This is a genomic window from Achromobacter spanius, assembly GCF_003994415.1.
In the GTDB taxonomy this organism is placed as follows: domain Bacteria; phylum Pseudomonadota; class Gammaproteobacteria; order Burkholderiales; family Burkholderiaceae_B; genus Achromobacter; species Achromobacter spanius_C.
In genome coordinates this window covers 4751380-4767645 of the sequence record NZ_CP034689.1, presented here as the reverse complement: position 1 = coordinate 4767645, position 16266 = coordinate 4751380, and the positions used below count along the sequence as shown (strand labels likewise).

The following is a 16266-nucleotide window of genomic DNA, read 5'->3' as shown; positions in this document are numbered from 1 at the left end:
TTCGCCTCCCAAGATTCGTTGGCCTCGGCTGGCCGGCAGGCGGACGGGACACACACCCGTTGGGGGCATGGCTTGTCTGCTGGCGATGCCACGACGCTGAAATGATGTTAGGGGGGCGGGTCGTCTCGGGACAATTAACTAATTTTGACGAGGGTCATAGCGATTGAGCATAGCTGGGCCGTGGCCCGTTGCGTGCAGGGTTCGCGCGCGGAGGGTGCACGCAGAGGGTGCACGCAGAGAGATGAACTCAATCAGCCAGCCAGCGTACGCCGACGTTCTCGAACTGTTTGATGTAGGGCTCGAGCAGGCGGATCAGCTCGGCATGCAGGACATTGACGAGGCGGGGGTTGCGGTTCAGCACGGCGGTGCCGATGATCACGGTGCGTTGCAGCGTGGGGCTGATGATGGGAGCGCCTTCGATGCGCTTTTCGGCCAGCATCGTCATGATGGGCATGGCTGGCAGGATGGTGTAGCCGACGCCGCGTAACACCAGATCGAGAATGACCGTAGTGCTGTCCGACTCGGCAACCAGATTCAGGTTGACGCCGAGGATGGTGCAGGCCCGGTCTATCACGTTGCGCAAGCTGCGCGCTTCCGGAACCACCATGGGCATTCTGGAGACGGCCTCAAGCGTCATCGGGGTGTCTTCGGACAATCCGGATCCCGGCATGCCGAAGACGTAGATGGGTTCGGAATAAGCGGGCGAGGTCTGCAGAAGTTCGGATTGCAGATAGTCGCCCATGAGGCAGATATCAAGCTTGCCGCCCTCCAGGCCCTCTTGCAGGAAATCCGAGAAGCCGGTGGCGATGCGCACGCGCAGATTTGGGTACTGCTGCTGCAACGCGATGACGAGCGGGCCGGCAAGCGCGGCCGCAAGGCTGGGCAGCATGCCGATGGACACCGTGCCAAGCAGCTCCGATTTTGCGGCGCCGATGTCGGCCCGGGCTTCATTGAGCCCCTTAAGGGAAACCCGCACCTGATCGACAAACCGGCGGCCTGGCACGGTCAGCACCATTCCGAGCCGGTTGCGCTCGAAAAGCGGAGTGCCAAGTTCGTCTTCCAGCTGTTTCAGCTGTCGGGACAGGGCGGGCTGCACAACGTGCAGCAGTTCCGCCGCCTTGGTGAGGCTGCCGGTTTCCGCGATCGCCAACACCGTTCTTAACTGCCTGAGTTCCATTTCCGCCTGCTTTTATCGAGACACATGCCAAACGGCTATAGGGGTCAGAGAAAAATGTGAATTGTGCGGCTGTGGCACGACTCCTACCATCCTCACCAAGTTAACGACAACCGTCGGATCAAGCTGGGCTGCGATTGCGCGTATGCGTTTCCATGTTAGTGCTTTTCGGCGCCTGCCCGCAGGCGCGCCTCGTCTGGCAGGAACATGCAATGACTACGGGCAGCAGCTCAAGGACTTGAGCATAAGAGTCAGAGCAGAGACATAGGATCACCATGAAGAGAGTGTTGGTTGCCAATCGTGGCGAAATCGCCGTGCGAGTCATACGCGCCGTGCGCGACCTGGGCTTGGAAAGCGTCGCGGTGTATTCCCAGGACGACTCAAACTCAAGGCATCGAATTCTTGCGGATACCTCGGTTGCGCTGGCCGGCTCGGGTCCGGCGGCTTATATCGATATCGACGCCATCATTGCCGTAGCCACGGCCGAGCATTGCGATGCCATCCATCCGGGGTATGGCTTCTTGAGTGAAAGGGCGGATTTCGCCCTGGCTTGCGATGCGGCGGGAATCACGTTCATCGGCCCGAACGCCGATCACTTGGCTCTGTTCGGAGACAAAGGCCGCGCTTTGCAACTGGCCCGCGAATGCGGCGTGCCCGTCATGCCCGCCACGCCAGGAGGTGCATCACTTGCGGACGTCGAACAGTTCTTCGACGAGCAGGGCGGGGTCGGGATCGTCATCAAGGCGGTCGGCGGAGGCGGCGGACGCGGGATGCGCGTCGTCAAGTCCAAAGCCGATATCGCCGAGCTCTATGCCCGCTGCCGGTCGGAAGCCATGTCGGCCTTTGGTGTGGACGCGCTGTACGCCGAGCGTCTGGTCAATCGCGCACGTCATATCGAAGTGCAGATTGCCGGCGATGGGGCGTCGGTGGTCGCGCTTGGCGATCGGGATTGCACGCTGCAGCGCCGCTTTCAGAAAGTGGTCGAGATCGCGCCCAGCCCGGTGCTGAGCGCCACGCTGCGCGCCGCCATTCTTGCCGCGGCAAAGAAAATGGCGGCCAGGGTGGAGTACCGCAGCCTGGGAACCTTTGAATTTCTGGTCGAAGAAAACGAACACGGGGTGCAGACGGACTTTGTATTCATCGAAGCCAATCCCCGGCTGCAGGTTGAACATACGATTACCGAGCAGGTCACGGGTGTGGATCTGGTGACCTTGCAGATCGGGGTCGCGCAGGGAAAGCGCCTGGCCGAACTGGGCGTGGACCCGAACAACCCGCCGGGGCTGAACGGTTATGCCATTCAGGTCCGCATCAATGCAGAATCGACCGATGCCACGGGCATGGCGCGCCCGGCACACGGCAGGCTGGAGCGTTTCGAGCCGCCCGCCGGCCCCGAAGTGCGCGTCGACACCCATGCCTACAGCGGGTACTCGCCCGCCCCGGCGTTCGACACGCTGCTGGCCAAGCTGATCGTGTTCAGCGGCAGTGACGATTTCTCGGGCGTGGTGCGGCGGTTGCGCCGCTGCCTGGCCGAGTTCCGCATTGCTGGCGTAGCCACGAATATCCATCTTTTGCAGGCGCTTGTGGCTCGGGAGGACTTCCTGTCGCAGCGCAACCATACGCGCTACATCGAGGGCATCCTTGGGGAACTGCTTGCAGCGGCCGAGCAGTACGCGCAAGCGCAGCAGGCCAAGGACAGCCTGATCGGGGATTCGGGGGCGCGCAGCGCGTCGGCGGCCAAGCTGCCGCCGGCAGCGCAGGCCGCGGTGCCGGAAGGGCTCTCGGCATCGCGCGCGCCGTTGAGCGGCCGCCTGGTCGAGGTGTCCGTAAGCGCTGGCGCTCTCGTGCTCAAGGGCCAACCCATCGCCGTGATCGAAGCGATGAAAATGGAGTACAGCGTCGTCGCCGATTTCAATGGCAGGGTCGTCGAGGTGCCGGCCGCCAGTGGCGGCAATGTGCTCGAAGGCGAGATCCTGGTCTTGCTGGAACAGGAATCAAGCGGGGTCGACAACGAGGTCGTGACAGACGCGATCGATCTGGATGCCGTGCGCCCTGACCTGCAAGCCGTTCTCGACCGCCATGCGTCGCTTTACGATGACGCGCGCCCGCAGGCCGTGGCAAAGCGCCGTTCGCGAGGGCAGCGCACCGCACGAGAGAACGTGGACGATCTGTGCGATGAAGGCTCGTTCGTGGAATTTGGTGCACTGGTCATTGCCGCGCAGGCCAGCCGCCGCAGCAAGGAAGACCTGATCGCCAACACGCCGGCGGACGGCATTGTCACCGGCATTGGCAACGTCAACGGCGACGCATTCGGCTACGACGGGTCGCTGACCGCTGTGATGGCCTATGACGCGACGGTGCTGGCGGGCACGCAGGGCAAACGCAACCACATCAAGACCGACAGGTTGGTGGAACGTGCCCGCCGCGACGAAATGCCGATGGTGTTGTTCGCCGAAGGCGGCGGCGGTCGGCCGGGCGATGTGGATTTTCCGTTCGTATCCGGGCTGTATCAGCCGTCGTTCGCGGCGCTTGCCGAACTCAGTGGCGAAGTGCCTTTGCTGGGCATTGTTTCGGGACGCTGTTTCGCGGGCAATGCCGCCTTTCTAGGGGTCTGCGATGTCATCATCGCGGACAAGAGCGCCAACATCGGCATGGCCGGCCCGGCGATGATCGAAGGCGGAGGGCTGGGCATTTTCCGACCAGAGGACGTCGGCCCCGCGCCGGTGCAGTTCGCCAATGGCGTCATCGACATCCTGGTCGACAACGAGGCGCAGGCCGTCGCGGCGGCGAAGCACTATCTGTCCATGTTCCAGGGCCGCACCAAGGACTGGGTGGCGCCCGACCCGCGCCACCTGCGCCATGTGGTGCCGGAGAATCGCTTGCGTGTCTACGACAGCCGCAAGGTCATCGAAGGCATTGCCGACGTAGGCAGTGTATTGATGCTGCGCTCGGGGTTCGGGCTGGGAATGCACACCGCCCTGGCTCGCGTGGAAGGGCAGCCTGTAGGGATCATCGCCAACAATCCGCATCACCTGGGAGGCGCTATCGATGCCGATGCGGCCGACAAGGCGGCACGCTTCATGAATCTTTGCGATATCCACGGTCTGCCCATCATTTCGTTGATCGATACGCCGGGATTCATGGTCGGGCCGGAGCAAGAGGCCAAGGCGCAAGTCCGCCATGTGTCGCGCATGTTCGTGGTCGCGGCCAAGCTGCGGGTCGCTATCTTGGCCATTGCCTTGCGCAAGGGCTACGGTCTGGGAGCCATGGCCATGGCCGGCGGGGGCTTTCGCTCGGCCAGTTGCGCGGTGTCGTGGCCAACGGGCGAATTCGGCCCCATGGGCCTGGAAGGGTCCATCCGGCTGGGCTTCAAGAAGGAACTCGAGAACGTCCCCGAAGGGCCGGAGCGCCAGGCGCTTTACGACCAGTTGGTGGCTCGCGCCTACGAGCGCGGGCATGCCATCAATGTCGCGTCCACGACGGAGATTGACGCAGTCATCGATCCCGCGCAGACCCGCACGTGGATACGCCAAGGCATCGCGTCGGCATCTGTGCGTGCCGGCCGTGCCCGCCGCGCCTTTGTCGATACCTGGTAATCAAGGCGAAGTCTCTTGGAACAGGTTGCGACTATGCATACATCTGAAAGCCGGCTCGCCTTCTCCGGGTTGCGCGTACTTGAAATCGGCTGCGGAGCGGCAGTGGCTTATGCCGGGAAGCTCTTTGCGGATTTTGGCGCCGAGGTCATCAAGCTGGAGGACGCCGACGGCGACACGCTGCGCCGCCTGCCGCCCCTGTTGAACAAGGCCGATGGCGAGTCCGCAAGCGCCTTGCATGCCTGGCTTAATACCAACAAGCGCAGCGTGGCCCGTCGTGGAAAGACAGGCGCGGAACCCGCGTGGCTGTCAGGGCTTGCGCGGACATGCGATGTGATTCTTGACGCCCGGGCCCTGGACGAAGGCTTGGAGGTTCTGAAGCGCCCTGTGTACGCGGGCGATGGGAATGACGGCCAGGGCAATGCGCCCATCGAGGTATGTCTGACCTGGTTCGGCGAGTCCGGACCCTACAGTGGTTTCGCGGGCACCGAGGCTGTGTGCCGCGCCCTGGCCGGCACGGTGTATTGCAGTGGCGCGGCGCAGGGCCCCCCCATCTGCCGCACGATATTCAGACCGCCATTGCCGCCGGTGTCGCGGCATTCTCAAGCGCGACCGCCGCCTTGCTGGGACGATCCGACGGCAGCCGGCGTTATCTGCTGAGCATCCATGAGGTTGCGTTTTCGCTGGTGGAGATGGAAGCCGGCATGGTGCAGGATGGCCGGCATCCCTTGGCCCGGCTGGGTGTCAACCGGTTCTGCACAGCGCATCCCGCCGGCATCTACGAGACAAAGCAGGGCTGGATTGGGCTGTTCGCCCATACCGGCCCGCAGTGGGCAGCGCTGTGCGCTGCCATCGGCCACCCGGACCTGGCCGCGGACCCGCGTTTTGCGAGTGGGCCGACCCGTATGATCCATGCGGACGAAATCGATGCGTTCCTGATTCCCAGCCTGCGCGCCAGGACAGCAGAGGAATGGTTCGATGTGCTGCGCAAGGAGAAATTTCCCGCGGTCATCGTGCCGACCATGGCAGAACTGCTTCAACAAGGCGTGCATCGCGAACGCGGCGCTTTTGTTCCCGTCAAGGTTGGGGCGGCTGAATTCGAGGGGCCGGTCGTTCCGCTGCCCATGGGCGATGCGGGGCCTTTGCCGGGCGGTAAGGCCGCGCTTCTGGATGCTGACGGCCCCCGCTACCGTGAAGCGCAGCGTCTGACGCCGGCCGCTGGCTTGGCCAGGGCTGCGCCGGGTGCGCTGCCCTTACGAAAAATCCGCGTGGTAGATCTGACGATGGGGTGGGCCGGGCCATTGGCCGCAAGGACGCTGGCGGACTTTGGCGCGGAAGTCATCAAGGTTGAAAGCACGGGCTATCCGGACTGGTGGCGGGGCACGCATTACACCGATGAGTTCTATCAGGAAAAGCTATACGAAAAGAACTCGAACTTTGCGCTGATGAACCGCAACAAGTTGGGCATCACGCTTGATCTGACCCGTGCGGAAGGGCGTGCGGTCCTGTTCGATCTGGTGGCCAAGGCCGATATCGTCATCGAGAACTACTCGACCGAGGTGTTGCCCAAACTCGGGCTGGACTATGCCGTGCTGTCCCAGGTCAATCCGCGCTTGGTCATGGTATCCATGCCGGCATTCGGGTCGGGCAATGAGTGGAGCACGATCAGGGCCTACGGCGGCACGCTGGAGCAGGCTAGCGGCCTGCCGCAACACACCGGTTTCCCGCAGGACCCACCCGCGCTGACCTCCTATGCCTATGGTGATCCGGTGGGTGGCTTCAACGGGGGGGCGGCGGCGTTGCTGGCGCTGTTCGTGCAGCAACGCTCGGGCAAGGGGCGCCACGTCAACCTGTCTCAGGTGGAATGCATGCTGCCCATGACAGCGCCGTTCCTCATTGAGCAGTCCGTACACGGCACGACCACGCCCCGCAACGGCAATGTGCATCCTCTACATGCCCCGCAGGGGATTTATCAGTGCGCGGGCGATGACGCCTGGGTGGTGGTAAGCATCACGAGCGATGCGCAATGGCAGGCATTGCTGACGGTCATGCAGGCGGCGGATCTTGGCCTGGACCCTGCTCTGGAGACGGCGGCAGGCCGACGGACCCGGCAGGAAAAGATAGACCGCAGGATCAACGCATGGGCCCGCGCGCGCTCCGCGCAAAGCGCAATGGCCGAACTGCAGCAGGCCGGTATCAGCGCAGGAGAGGTCAAGCCGATCTGGACGGTGCTCGATGACCCGCATCTCAGGGCCCGTGAGTTTTTCAAGGCAACGTCCCGCCCTTATATCGGCGAATTTCTGGCGACCACGCCCTGGTTCAGGGAGCCGGCCGCTACGGTCGCGGCGGTGCGTCCGGCGCCTACGCTCGGGCAGCACAATGGCGATGTATTTTCGCGCGTGCTGGGCATGAGCGTGGATCAGCAACAGACACTGGAACGAGACGGAATCATAGGAAACACCGCAACCAGGAAGGCGGCCTGACAAGCCGCGCAAGCACGATGCAATACACAAGATCTAACTTTCGTGGAGACAAACAATGACTACATCCAATTCGCGCCGTAACTTCCTCATCACTTCCGCTCATGTCGCCGTGGCGTCGGCATTGGGGTTGGGGTCACCTGCCGCGTTCGCGCAGGACAACGCATGGCCCACTAAAGCCATCAAGATCATCGTGCCGTTCCCGGCCGGTTCGATCACGGACACGATGGCTCGCCTGCTGTCGGATTCTTTGTCCAAGACGCTCAAGCAGCCCGTCATCGTCGAGAACAAGGGCGGCGCCAATGGATCGATCGGGGCGGCCGAGGTGGCCCGTTCGGCGCCGGACGGCTACACGCTGCTGGCCACCAACAGCAGCAGCATCACCGTCAACCCCTTGATCTACAAGAACTCCCAGTACAAGACCAAGGATTTCGCGCCCATCGCCCTGGTACTGGACGCGCCGTTCATTCTGAACGTCAACCCCGAATGGGCCAAGAAGCACTCCATCAAGTCGGTCAAGGATCTGGTTGCGTACGCCAGAAAGAATCCGGGCGAGCTCACCTATGGGTCGGGAGGCCAAGGCAACCTGGCCCATCTGGCGTTTGCGCGACTGAGCAATGACACCCAGTTCAAGGCAACCCATATCCCATACAAATCAGCCGCGCAAGCAAGCATGGCGGTCATGGCGGGCGAGGTGAACACGTCTTTCGATACGCTGGCCAGCGCACCGCAAGTGGCGGCCGGCAAGTTGAAAGCCCTGGCAGTCACGCAGAAGCAACGGATTTCCCAAATGCCGGATATCCCGACGATGGCCGAGGCAGGCTATCCGAACATCGATGTCACTTTCTGGCTGGGCCTGTTCGCCCCGGCAGGCACGCCTGCCCAGATCGTCGACACCTTGTACGAGCAGTCCAAGCGCGCGATGGAGCAGCCTGCCGCCAATACCACACTGAGTGCGCAGGGTAGCGTCGTCATGAGCAATCCGAAGGAGTTGTCCACGCGCATCGGGCGTGAGGTCGACCAGCTTTCTCTTGTGGTAAAGCGGGAGAACATCGTCATCGATTGAGGCCAGGCTGAAGCGGCGGACGCCGGGGAGGCGTCTTGCCGTGGGCTTGCCAGGCATGGCGGACGCCTCATATGAGGAAAACCGGTGTTCTGAGCACCATGCCCTTGTCCTTCGGGAGTCTCGCCTTGGCGAGCCGGCAACTTCACTAACCGATTCGATCTCAGAAAGCAGGACAAGACACAACACTATTGGGGCGCTGAATGGACGATCTGACCTATGGGCTACGGCAGCTATGCCGGCGCAACAAAGACGGCAGCCACACGACCCAGGCCGACCGGATGCGCGGGCTGACCCGGGTCGCTCAATAACTGAGTGAAGCGGGGTTTCGGCGGATGAGCACAGGCTCGATCAAGGGCATGTAATGACCCAGTGAAAACCTGCTCACGTCATAATCGAGGGAATTGACGATGAGCATGAAGATGGAAGACGACATCAAACGCTGGACGGCCAAGCGCAAGAGCGCGCTAGTGCTGGACATCATTCAAGGCAAGGTCACCGTCGCAGAGGCCAGCCGCCAATACGACCTGTCGCCCTCAGAGGTCGAACAGTGGGTCGACGATGGCAAGCGGGGCATGGAGAATGCCTTGCGGGCCAATCCACAGGACGTGCGCGAGCAGTACGAGCGCCAGCTCAAGGACCTTCAAGAGGCCTACGGCGAGGCGATGCTGGAGCTTCGCGCGAGAAAAAAATTGCAGTCCCTGCTGGGCGAGGACGAGAAGTGATCGAGACTGGGCGTCCCCGACGATCCACCAGGGACTGCAAGCCGACGGCATCACCGTCTCGATCGCCAAGCTGTGCCGCTGGTTCAACGTGCCTCGCCGCACCGTCTACTACAAGGCGGTGAAGGCATCGCCAAAGCTCGATCCGCAGTTTGTCGCGCCCATCAAGGCGCTGATCGAAGAATCGCCGTCGTTTGGCTATCGAACGGTGGCGCATCTGTTGGGGTTCAACAAGAACACCGTGCAGCGCGTGTTCCAGTTGATGGGCTGGCAGGTCCGCAAGCGGCCCATCGGCTTCAGGCCCCGGATCCAAGCATTGCCGTCGGTGGCCACGAGGCCTAACGAGCGCTGGTCGACGGATCTGTGCCGCGTCTGGGCGGGTCGGGATGGCTGGGCGACGCTGGCGCTGGTGATTGACTGCCATACCCGGGAGTTGCTGGGCTGGCATCTGTCGCGCAGCGGCAAGGCCTGCACCGCAGGAAGCGCACTGGAACATGCCCTGATCGCCCGCTTCGGAACGCTGGGCCGCGTGCCTGTGCCGTTCCTGCTGCGATCCGACAACGGGTTGGTCTTCACCTCTCGTAGCTATACAGCGTTGGTGCGAGGCTACGGGCTGCGCCAAGAGTTCATCACGCCGCACTGCCCGCAACAGAACGGGATGGTCGAACGCGTGATCCGCACGTTGAAAGAGCAATGCACGCATCGGCATCGCTTCGAGACCATCCAGCACGCCAGCCGCGTGGTAGGGGACTGGATACGCTTTTATAACCACCGGCGCCCGCACCAGGCGCTCGGCATGAAGACCCCGGCTGAGGCATTTGCATTAGCCGCTTAACCTGAGCAGGTTCTGCTGGGTCATTACAAATTGGCATACGACCGTGCCGTTGAACAAGACGTGGTAGGGCAGCTCAGGCGCTGTTCCCGGTAGGGCCCACACCGGGTTCTTCGTTGGCACTGGGTTGGCGGACCAGCTATACCTGCTATACGAGAAATGATAGCCACCTCGACCGACTGCAATGGGTCGTCCTCGGCCCTTCGACAAGGACGGCTCGCAGCCGAAAGCGGGCACTTGCCACAGGGGCCATTCCACACAAAGCACTGCGCTGCCTACTCTGACATTTCCCAATAGCCGAGTGCCCTGAGACGTCCATGTCTCCTCCCCAATTCCCGCACGGGCATATCCCAAATCTGCCGCCTTGGGCTGTCACGCTAATGTAATTGCGTCTATCGCAAAGTTCGCCTTTCTTCAATCTGCACGCCGCCCATCTGCACAGAAGAAGAGAAGATGCCCGCGCAATAGCAGGAGTTCCCCATCAAAGCCAAAAGGCGAATTTCAACGAAAAAGGCGAACTCTATCCCCGCCGCTCAGGGTATCCCCCAATCACATTCCCCTTGCGGAAACTCAATCCCCTATAGGACACTTTGTGTCATTAAAGCCGACACGGCGCAATCAAGGGGAATGGCATGAAAGTTTTTCGCAGGATAGCCGCGCTGACCATAGCGCTGGGTTTGACGAGCGGCGCGCAGGCTGCGTATCCGGAACGCACCATCCGGTTGATCGTGCCTTTCGGCGCGGGAGGCATCACCGATATCGTTGCGCGGCAGGTGGGCAAGGGCATGGGCGATGCCTTGGGCCAAACGCTCGTCATTGAAAACCGCCCCGGCGCGGGTGGCGTCATCGCCGCACAGGTAGCAGCCACGGCGCCGCCCGATGGCTACACGATCTTCATGGGAACGGTGGGCACGCAGGTGGTTAACCCGCTGATCTACAAAAAGCTCAGCTATGACGCGAATGCGTTCGCGCCGGTGGGCATGGTGTCCGGGTCGCCGTTTGTGCTGGCGGTGCGGGCGGGGGTGCCCGCTTCCACGTTCGACGCCTTCGTGACCTATGCAAAGGCCAATCCCGGGCGCTTGAACTTTGGGTCGGCGGGTAACGCCAGTTCGCCCCATCTGGGCCTCGAACTGCTGAAGCTGACGGCTGGCGTGGATATTGTGCATGTGCCGTTCAAGAGCGGCAGCGAAGCCGTCAATGCCGCGGTGGGTCAGCAGGTGGATGTGGTGATGGACGCCAGTTCCGTCATCATGCCGCATGTGGCCTCGGGCAAGCTGCATGCCCTGGCGGTGGCGTCGGGCGAGCGTTTGGCGGCGGCGCCGGCTGTGCCCTCCAGCGCCGAAGTGGGCGACGCCGCTTTGCAGATCAGTTCCTGGAATGCGTTCTTTGCGCCGGCCGGCACGCCGCCGGAGGTGCTGGCTGCCTTGAACGCCGCCCTGCAAAAGACGCTGGCGTCCCCGCAACTGAAAGACCGTTTGGCTTCCCAGGGCACGCAGTTGTATACCGGGTCGGCAGACGAATACCAGCGCTTCATCAAGGCCGAAAAATCAAAATGGGCCGACATCGTGAAGCGCGCCGATATCAAGATGGATTGATGGCAGGCATCCCGGACTGCAATCCGGGATGCCATTGCGTGGGCAATTCAGCAAGCAATCCAGCAAGAAATTCAGGACTTACGCCGTGGTTGAACACGGCATGACGGAGACATGATGAGCGATACGATGCACCTGGGAAAAGACGAGCTGATTGCGCGGGCGCAAGCCGAAATGCAGCGCCAGTTCGACGCGCCGCAATGGAGCCTGCGCGAACGGCTGGCGCTGACCTGCCGCATTCTGTTCGACGGTGGGCACGATTCCGGCCTGGCCGGGCAGATCACGGCGCGCGCGCCGGAGCCTGGCCGCTATTACACGCAACGCCTGGGCCTGGGCTTTGACGAGATCACGGCCAGCAATCTGTTGGTGGTGGACGAGGATCTGCGCGTGCAAGAGGGCGGCGGCATGCCCAACCCGGCCAACCGTTTTCATTCGTGGATATACCGCGCGCGGCCCGATGTGAACTGCATCATCCATACGCACCCGTTGCATGTGGCGTCGCTGTCCATGCTGGAGGTGCCGCTGGAGGTGTCGCACATGGACAACTGCACGCTGTACGACGATGTGGCGTTTTTGAAGGACTGGCCGGGCGTGCCGGTGGGCAATGAAGAAGGCGAGCTCATCTCGGCCGCGCTGGGCGACAAGCGCGCCATTCTGCTGTCGCATCACGGCATGCTGATCGCGGCGGGTTCGGTGGAAGAGGCTTGCGTGCTGGCGCTGCAATTCGAACGCGCGGCGCGCATGCAATTGCTGGCGATGTCTGCTGGCAAGATTCAACCCATTCCGCCCGCGCTGGGCCGCGAGGCGCACGACTGGATCTTGACGCCCAAGCGCTCGCAAGTCGGCTTTTCTTATTACGCGCGCCGCGCGCTGCGCTCGCACCCGGACGTGCTGGCGTAAGCCACAGGGGCAGGGGGGAGAAAGGCCGATCAGGTGTAGAGCGTCCTGGCGTAGAGCGGGAAGCCAAGCACCGTGAAGGCGCAGAGCGCTCGACGGCGGCGTCGGTTTCGGGCATGCTTACCGGTCGGATTTTTGCCCTCCCGCCCATGATTGATCTGCCCCACCGCCTACGCACCCTGCGCCGTCAGCAAGCCCTGTCCCTGGAACAGCTGGCGCAGCGCACCGGGCTGACCAAAAGCTATCTGTCCAAACTTGAGCGCGGCTTGAGCGAACCGTCGATTTCGACGGTGCTGCGCCTGGCCGAAGCCTATGGCGTGGGCGTGTCGCAATTGGTGGGCGCGGATGACGCCGCGCAGGACGAAGTGGTCAGCCTGGTGCGCGTGGCCGACCGCGAGGCCCTGCAACGTGGGGGGCTGGGCTCGCAATACCATTACGAGTCGCTCGCCGGACGCCGCAAGGTCAAGGCGATGGAGCCCTTCGTGGTGCATCCGCCGCGCGAATTTCCCGACGCGACCGCGGTGTTTCCGCACCCGGGCGAAGAGTTTCTGCTGGTGCTCAAGGGCGCCATCGAGGTCCACGTGGGCGAACGCCAGTTGCGCCTGGAAACCGGCGATTCCCTCTACTTTGATTCCGAACTGCCGCACCGCATGCGCACGGTCAGCCGCGCCATGGCTGAAGTGCTGGTGGTGGCGGCGCATTGAACCCAAGGCAAGCCATGACACACGATCCTTCCCGCCTGGTCTGCATTGACGCCGGCCCTCTGAAAAACCCGGTGCCGGGCAAGCCGCGCCGCCCGATCTCGGGCGACACGGCTTTTATGTCGGAGACCTTCTTCGAGGGCAACGCCGGCAAGGCCGAAGCCGGCGTATGGGAAAGCACCGCGGGCGTGTTCCAGGCCAACACCACCGGCTATATCGAATTCGGCACCATCATCGAAGGCGCGGCGCGTCTGGTCGACCCGGACGGCACGGTGCATGAACTGACGGTGGGCCAGGCCTTCGTCATGCCCGAAGGCTATACGGGCCGTTGGGAAGTGGACCAGTTCGTGAAGAAGATCTACTTCATCAGCCGCACGGCGTGAAGGCAAGCCGCGATGGCGGCTATCGCGGTGGCCGTTGCGGGTACGCCGACGTGCCGAACGTATTGCCCATGCGGTTGCCGATGGTGGCGGGCGTGGGCAGTCCCATCTGGTTGGGCGGACGCTGCGTGACGGCTTCGGATTCCAATTGGGGCGCGGGCCTGGCCGTGGCGGCCGGCGCCATCTTCTGGTTCAGGCAGTCGTAGGACAAGGCCCGATAGCCATTGACCTCGGTGTCGATGCAGGCGCCGTCGGCGGCGCCTGCCGGTTTGGCGGATGGTTTGGCGGCGGGCGCCACTTGGGTGTCGTTGGCCGACACGGGCGCATGCATCAACATCGCGGCCAACAATAATAAAAACAGCTGGCCAAGGGCCCGGGGCACCGTGCGCATGCGCGCTCCTTGAAGACGCCCCGCCGGCCGGAGCAACCCAGGAAGTATAGGGACGGCAACAGGCGCGCAGGTGACCGTTGCGTGGCGACGGCGCGGCTGACGCGCATGTTGTGTCACGAATGCGTCATTCAGCGCCTCTAGCATGGCGGCTTTTGTCAGGGCGGACATTCCGGTGTCCTCTGTTGCGGCCATGTCAGGCACCTTCCCTTTGCGGTCACGTTTATGAGCGGCGCCTTCAAGGGGCGCGGCGGAGTGCTGCGCGCCTGTCTGGCCTGCGGCCTGTTGGCGCTGGCGCAGGCAGGCCATGCCGCGCCGCCCACCTCATCCATTCGATTCGAGATTGCGGCGCAGCCGCTTGCGCAGGCGCTTGTTGAATACAGCCTGGCAAGCGGCCTGACGGTGTTGGTGGACAGCACGTTGACCGCCGGCCGGCAGGCCCCGGCGGTGGTGGGCGTCTACACACCCAGCGAGGCGTTGCGCAAGCTGCTGGCCGGTTCGCCCTTGTCCATTCGCTATGCCAGCGCGCGGTCGTTCACGCTGGTCTCCAAGGCGGATGAGGCCGCGTCCAGCACGGGCCGGCGCTTGCGCGACACGCCCTACGCCGCCGTGGTGCAAACCGCGCTGAAACGCGCCTTGTGCAAGGCGGCCGGCACGCAGCCGGGCAGCTATCGCGCGTTGGCGCAATTGTGGTTCGACAAAGCCTGGCGCATCAGCCGCGTGGCGTGGGTGTCAAGCACCGGTCAGGCCAGCCTGGATGGTCGGCTGGAAGCGGCGCTGCGTGGCGCGGTGATCGGCCCTTTGCCGGCGGGCACGCCGCAACCCCTGACGGTGTTGTTGCTGCCGCGCAGCGCGGCGGAATGCGACACGGAGCGGGGGGGCGGCAGTGCGGGATAACAAGCCGGAAAACCCGTTGCGGGCCTTGTTTCTGGAGCGCTACAACGACTTTCGCAATCAGCTCAAGCGCCGCTTGGGCTCGGATGACCTGGCACATGACGCGATGCAGGAAGCGTTCTTGAAGGTCAATGACCTGCCAGCCAGTTCGTCTATCCAGCAGCCTGCCGCCTACCTGTTTCGCGTGGCGCTGAATATCGCGGAAGATCAGCGGCGGCGCGACTCCCGGCTGCTGACCGGGGTTGAGATCAGCGAACTGATCCACCTGGCGGACGAGGCCGCGGACCCGGCGCGCATTGCGCAGGGCCGCGATCAGATCGACGCATTCCAGCGCGCGCTGCGCCAGTTGCCCGAGCGCACGCAGCAGATGGTGCTGGCCGCGCGCGTGCACGAGTTGCCGCATGCCGAGATTGCCCGACGCTACGGCGTGTCGGAACGCATCGTATCCAAAGAACTCAAACGCGCGCTGGAACATTGCGCGCGCGAACTGCTCGTGGCAGGGAGCGGAAAGGGCGGGTCGGCCCCGGTCCCCCGTGCCGCGTGCCGGGACGAAGAACCATGGCGCTGACGATGAGCATGCCCGGAAGAAACAAGAACAAAGAAGACGCCGCCACCCGCGAGGCGCGGGACTGGCTGTTGGCGCTGACCTCGGGCCGCGCCACCGAGCACGACGCGCAGGCGTTTCGCGAGTGGCTACGCGCCGACAGCCGACACCAAGCGGCCTTTGCCCAGCAAAAGCAGTTGTGGGAAGGCCTGGGGCCGGCCGTCCAGGAAGTGGTCGCCGAGGGTGCGCGCAGCCGTGCGCGCAAGCCGGTCTTCACGGGTCGTCGTGCATTCCTGGGCGGCGCGCTGGCCGCGTCGGCGGCCTATCTGGCATTTAAGCCGCCGCTGGGCCTGTGGCCGGGCGTGGATACCTTGGGGGCGGACTACCGCACGGCGGCGGGCGAACAACGCCGGGTGTCACTAGGCAGTGCGCTGGACGTGGACATGAACACGTTGACGCGCATCAACGTCGATCACGATGCCGGTGGCCCGATTATTGAATTGGCCGATGGCGAAGCGGAAATCCGCAGCGGTGCAACGGCCGCCGTCGTGGTGGCTGGCAAGGGCCGGATCACCGCGCGGGACGCCAGCTTCAACCTGCGCTACATCGACGGTCAGGCGCGCCTTTGCTGCCTGTCGGGATCGCTGCGCCTGGTGCACGCGCAAGGCGTGTTCGACGTGGTGGCCAATCGTGAGTTGCGCTATGACGATACGCGGGTGATGCCCCCGTGCAGGTGGACCCCGCCGTGGTGACCGCGTGGCGTCAGGGATGGCTGGTGTTCAACCAGCAGCCGCTGGCGCAGGTGGTCGAAGAATTGAACCGCTACCGGCGCGGCCGCCTGGTGCTGATGAATGAGCAACTGGGCCAGCGTCTGGTTCAAGCCCGCTTCTCGTTGGCGCAGGTGGCCGATGCCGAACGCTTGATCCGCGATGCCTATGGCGCGCGTGTGACACACCTACCCGCCGGCGTCGTCCTGTTGTCATAAGCACGGGGCGACTCGTCGCTCGAT

At 63.5% G+C, this 16266-nt stretch carries 15 protein-coding genes and 1 pseudogene; 14 read left to right on the top strand and 2 right to left on the bottom strand.

Translation table 11 applies throughout. The features are described 5' to 3' along the window. Positions 1 to 247 precede the first annotated feature (247 nt). Positions 248 to 1177 (bottom strand): LysR family transcriptional regulator, encoded by a 930-nt coding sequence (locus tag ELS24_RS21775; protein WP_127185348.1) that lies wholly within the window; start codon positions 1175 to 1177, stop codon positions 248 to 250. Positions 1178 to 1449: 272 nt separating this feature from the next. Between ELS24_RS21775 and ELS24_RS21770 the strand changes: the two genes are divergently transcribed. From ELS24_RS21770 to ELS24_RS21725, 10 genes and pseudogenes are all read left to right on the top strand, one after another. Beyond that, entirely contained in the window at positions 1450 to 4767 is a 3318-nt protein-coding gene (locus ELS24_RS21770) for an acetyl-CoA carboxylase family protein (RefSeq protein WP_127185347.1), read from the top strand. Between the two features lie 33 nt (positions 4768 to 4800). Next, positions 4801 to 5834: pseudogene (locus ELS24_RS31765) on the top strand (CoA transferase); the annotation flags it as partial. A gap of 54 nt (positions 5835 to 5888) precedes the next feature. Continuing rightward, the gene (locus ELS24_RS21765) at positions 5889 to 7247 is read left to right on the top strand and encodes a CaiB/BaiF CoA transferase family protein (protein ID WP_428839706.1); all 1359 of its coding nucleotides are present in this window, start codon (positions 5889 to 5891) and stop codon (positions 7245 to 7247) included. A gap of 55 nt (positions 7248 to 7302) precedes the next feature. Then, a complete protein-coding gene (locus tag ELS24_RS21760; protein ID WP_050447800.1) occupies positions 7303 to 8310 on the top strand; it encodes a Bug family tripartite tricarboxylate transporter substrate binding protein in 1008 nt (335 codons plus the stop codon). 407 nt (positions 8311 to 8717) lie between these two features. Further along, on the top strand, positions 8718 to 9032 hold the full coding sequence (locus ELS24_RS21750) for a DUF1153 domain-containing protein (protein WP_050446432.1): 315 nt from the start codon (positions 8718 to 8720) through the stop codon (positions 9030 to 9032). An 88-nt stretch (positions 9033 to 9120) separates the two neighbouring features. Continuing rightward, entirely contained in the window at positions 9121 to 9864 is a 744-nt protein-coding gene (locus ELS24_RS21745; RefSeq protein WP_240669358.1) for an IS3 family transposase, read from the top strand. 629 nt (positions 9865 to 10493) lie between these two features. Then, complete coding sequence (locus ELS24_RS21740; protein ID WP_127185345.1) at positions 10494 to 11456, top strand: Bug family tripartite tricarboxylate transporter substrate binding protein; 963 nt, start codon at positions 10494 to 10496, stop codon at positions 11454 to 11456. 114 nt (positions 11457 to 11570) lie between these two features. Next, the gene (locus ELS24_RS21735; protein WP_127185344.1) at positions 11571 to 12353 is read left to right on the top strand and encodes an aldolase; all 783 of its coding nucleotides are present in this window, start codon (positions 11571 to 11573) and stop codon (positions 12351 to 12353) included. Between the two features lie 146 nt (positions 12354 to 12499). Then, on the top strand, positions 12500 to 13054 hold the full coding sequence (locus tag ELS24_RS21730) for a helix-turn-helix domain-containing protein (protein ID WP_127185343.1): 555 nt from the start codon (positions 12500 to 12502) through the stop codon (positions 13052 to 13054). Positions 13055 to 13068: 14 nt separating this feature from the next. Continuing rightward, the gene (locus ELS24_RS21725; RefSeq protein WP_127185342.1) at positions 13069 to 13434 is read left to right on the top strand and encodes a cupin domain-containing protein; all 366 of its coding nucleotides are present in this window, start codon (positions 13069 to 13071) and stop codon (positions 13432 to 13434) included. A 19-nt stretch (positions 13435 to 13453) separates the two neighbouring features. On the opposite strand, the gene ELS24_RS21720 is transcribed toward ELS24_RS21725, so the two are convergent. Further along, entirely contained in the window at positions 13454 to 13822 is a 369-nt protein-coding gene (locus ELS24_RS21720) for a hypothetical protein (RefSeq protein ID WP_127185341.1), read from the bottom strand. 222 nt (positions 13823 to 14044) lie between these two features. Between ELS24_RS21720 and ELS24_RS21715 the strand changes: the two genes are divergently transcribed. From ELS24_RS21715 to ELS24_RS31385, 4 genes are read left to right on the top strand one after another with little or no spacing between them, the layout of a single operon-like run. Next, positions 14045 to 14716, top strand: a complete 672-nt coding sequence (locus ELS24_RS21715) for an STN domain-containing protein (RefSeq protein ID WP_050450433.1) — start codon at positions 14045 to 14047, stop codon at positions 14714 to 14716. Beyond that, a complete protein-coding gene (locus tag ELS24_RS21710) occupies positions 14706 to 15281 on the top strand; it encodes an RNA polymerase sigma factor (protein ID WP_127185340.1) in 576 nt (191 codons plus the stop codon). The genes ELS24_RS21715 and ELS24_RS21710 overlap by 11 nt, the downstream gene beginning before the upstream one ends. Before the next feature lie 8 nt (positions 15282 to 15289). Then, positions 15290 to 16009: a DUF4880 domain-containing protein gene (locus tag ELS24_RS21705; protein WP_240669357.1), complete on the top strand. Its 720-nt coding sequence runs from the start codon at positions 15290 to 15292 to the stop codon at positions 16007 to 16009. Then, the gene (locus tag ELS24_RS31385) at positions 15985 to 16242 is read left to right on the top strand and encodes a hypothetical protein (protein ID WP_240669356.1); all 258 of its coding nucleotides are present in this window, start codon (positions 15985 to 15987) and stop codon (positions 16240 to 16242) included. Before ELS24_RS21705 ends, ELS24_RS31385 begins: the two co-directional genes overlap by 25 nt. The last annotated feature ends 24 nt before the right edge of the window (positions 16243 to 16266 follow it).

Coding starts and splice junctions, on each gene's coding strand:
- ELS24_RS21775 (WP_127185348.1), bottom strand. CDS start 1,177: ATGGAACTCAGGCAGTTAAGAACGGTGTTGGCGATCGCGGAAACCGGC.
- ELS24_RS21770 (WP_127185347.1), top strand. CDS start 1,450: ATGAAGAGAGTGTTGGTTGCCAATCGTGGCGAAATCGCCGTGCGAGTC.
- ELS24_RS21765 (WP_428839706.1), top strand. CDS start 5,889: ATGGGCGATGCGGGGCCTTTGCCGGGCGGTAAGGCCGCGCTTCTGGAT.
- ELS24_RS21760 (WP_050447800.1), top strand. CDS start 7,303: ATGACTACATCCAATTCGCGCCGTAACTTCCTCATCACTTCCGCTCAT.
- ELS24_RS21750 (WP_050446432.1), top strand. CDS start 8,718: ATGAGCATGAAGATGGAAGACGACATCAAACGCTGGACGGCCAAGCGC.
- ELS24_RS21740 (WP_127185345.1), top strand. CDS start 10,494: ATGAAAGTTTTTCGCAGGATAGCCGCGCTGACCATAGCGCTGGGTTTG.
- ELS24_RS21735 (WP_127185344.1), top strand. CDS start 11,571: ATGAGCGATACGATGCACCTGGGAAAAGACGAGCTGATTGCGCGGGCG.
- ELS24_RS21730 (WP_127185343.1), top strand. CDS start 12,500: ATGATTGATCTGCCCCACCGCCTACGCACCCTGCGCCGTCAGCAAGCC.
- ELS24_RS21725 (WP_127185342.1), top strand. CDS start 13,069: ATGACACACGATCCTTCCCGCCTGGTCTGCATTGACGCCGGCCCTCTG.
- ELS24_RS21720 (WP_127185341.1), bottom strand. CDS start 13,822: ATGCGCACGGTGCCCCGGGCCCTTGGCCAGCTGTTTTTATTATTGTTG.
- ELS24_RS21715 (WP_050450433.1), top strand. CDS start 14,045: ATGAGCGGCGCCTTCAAGGGGCGCGGCGGAGTGCTGCGCGCCTGTCTG.
- ELS24_RS21705 (WP_240669357.1), top strand. CDS start 15,290: ATGCCCGGAAGAAACAAGAACAAAGAAGACGCCGCCACCCGCGAGGCG.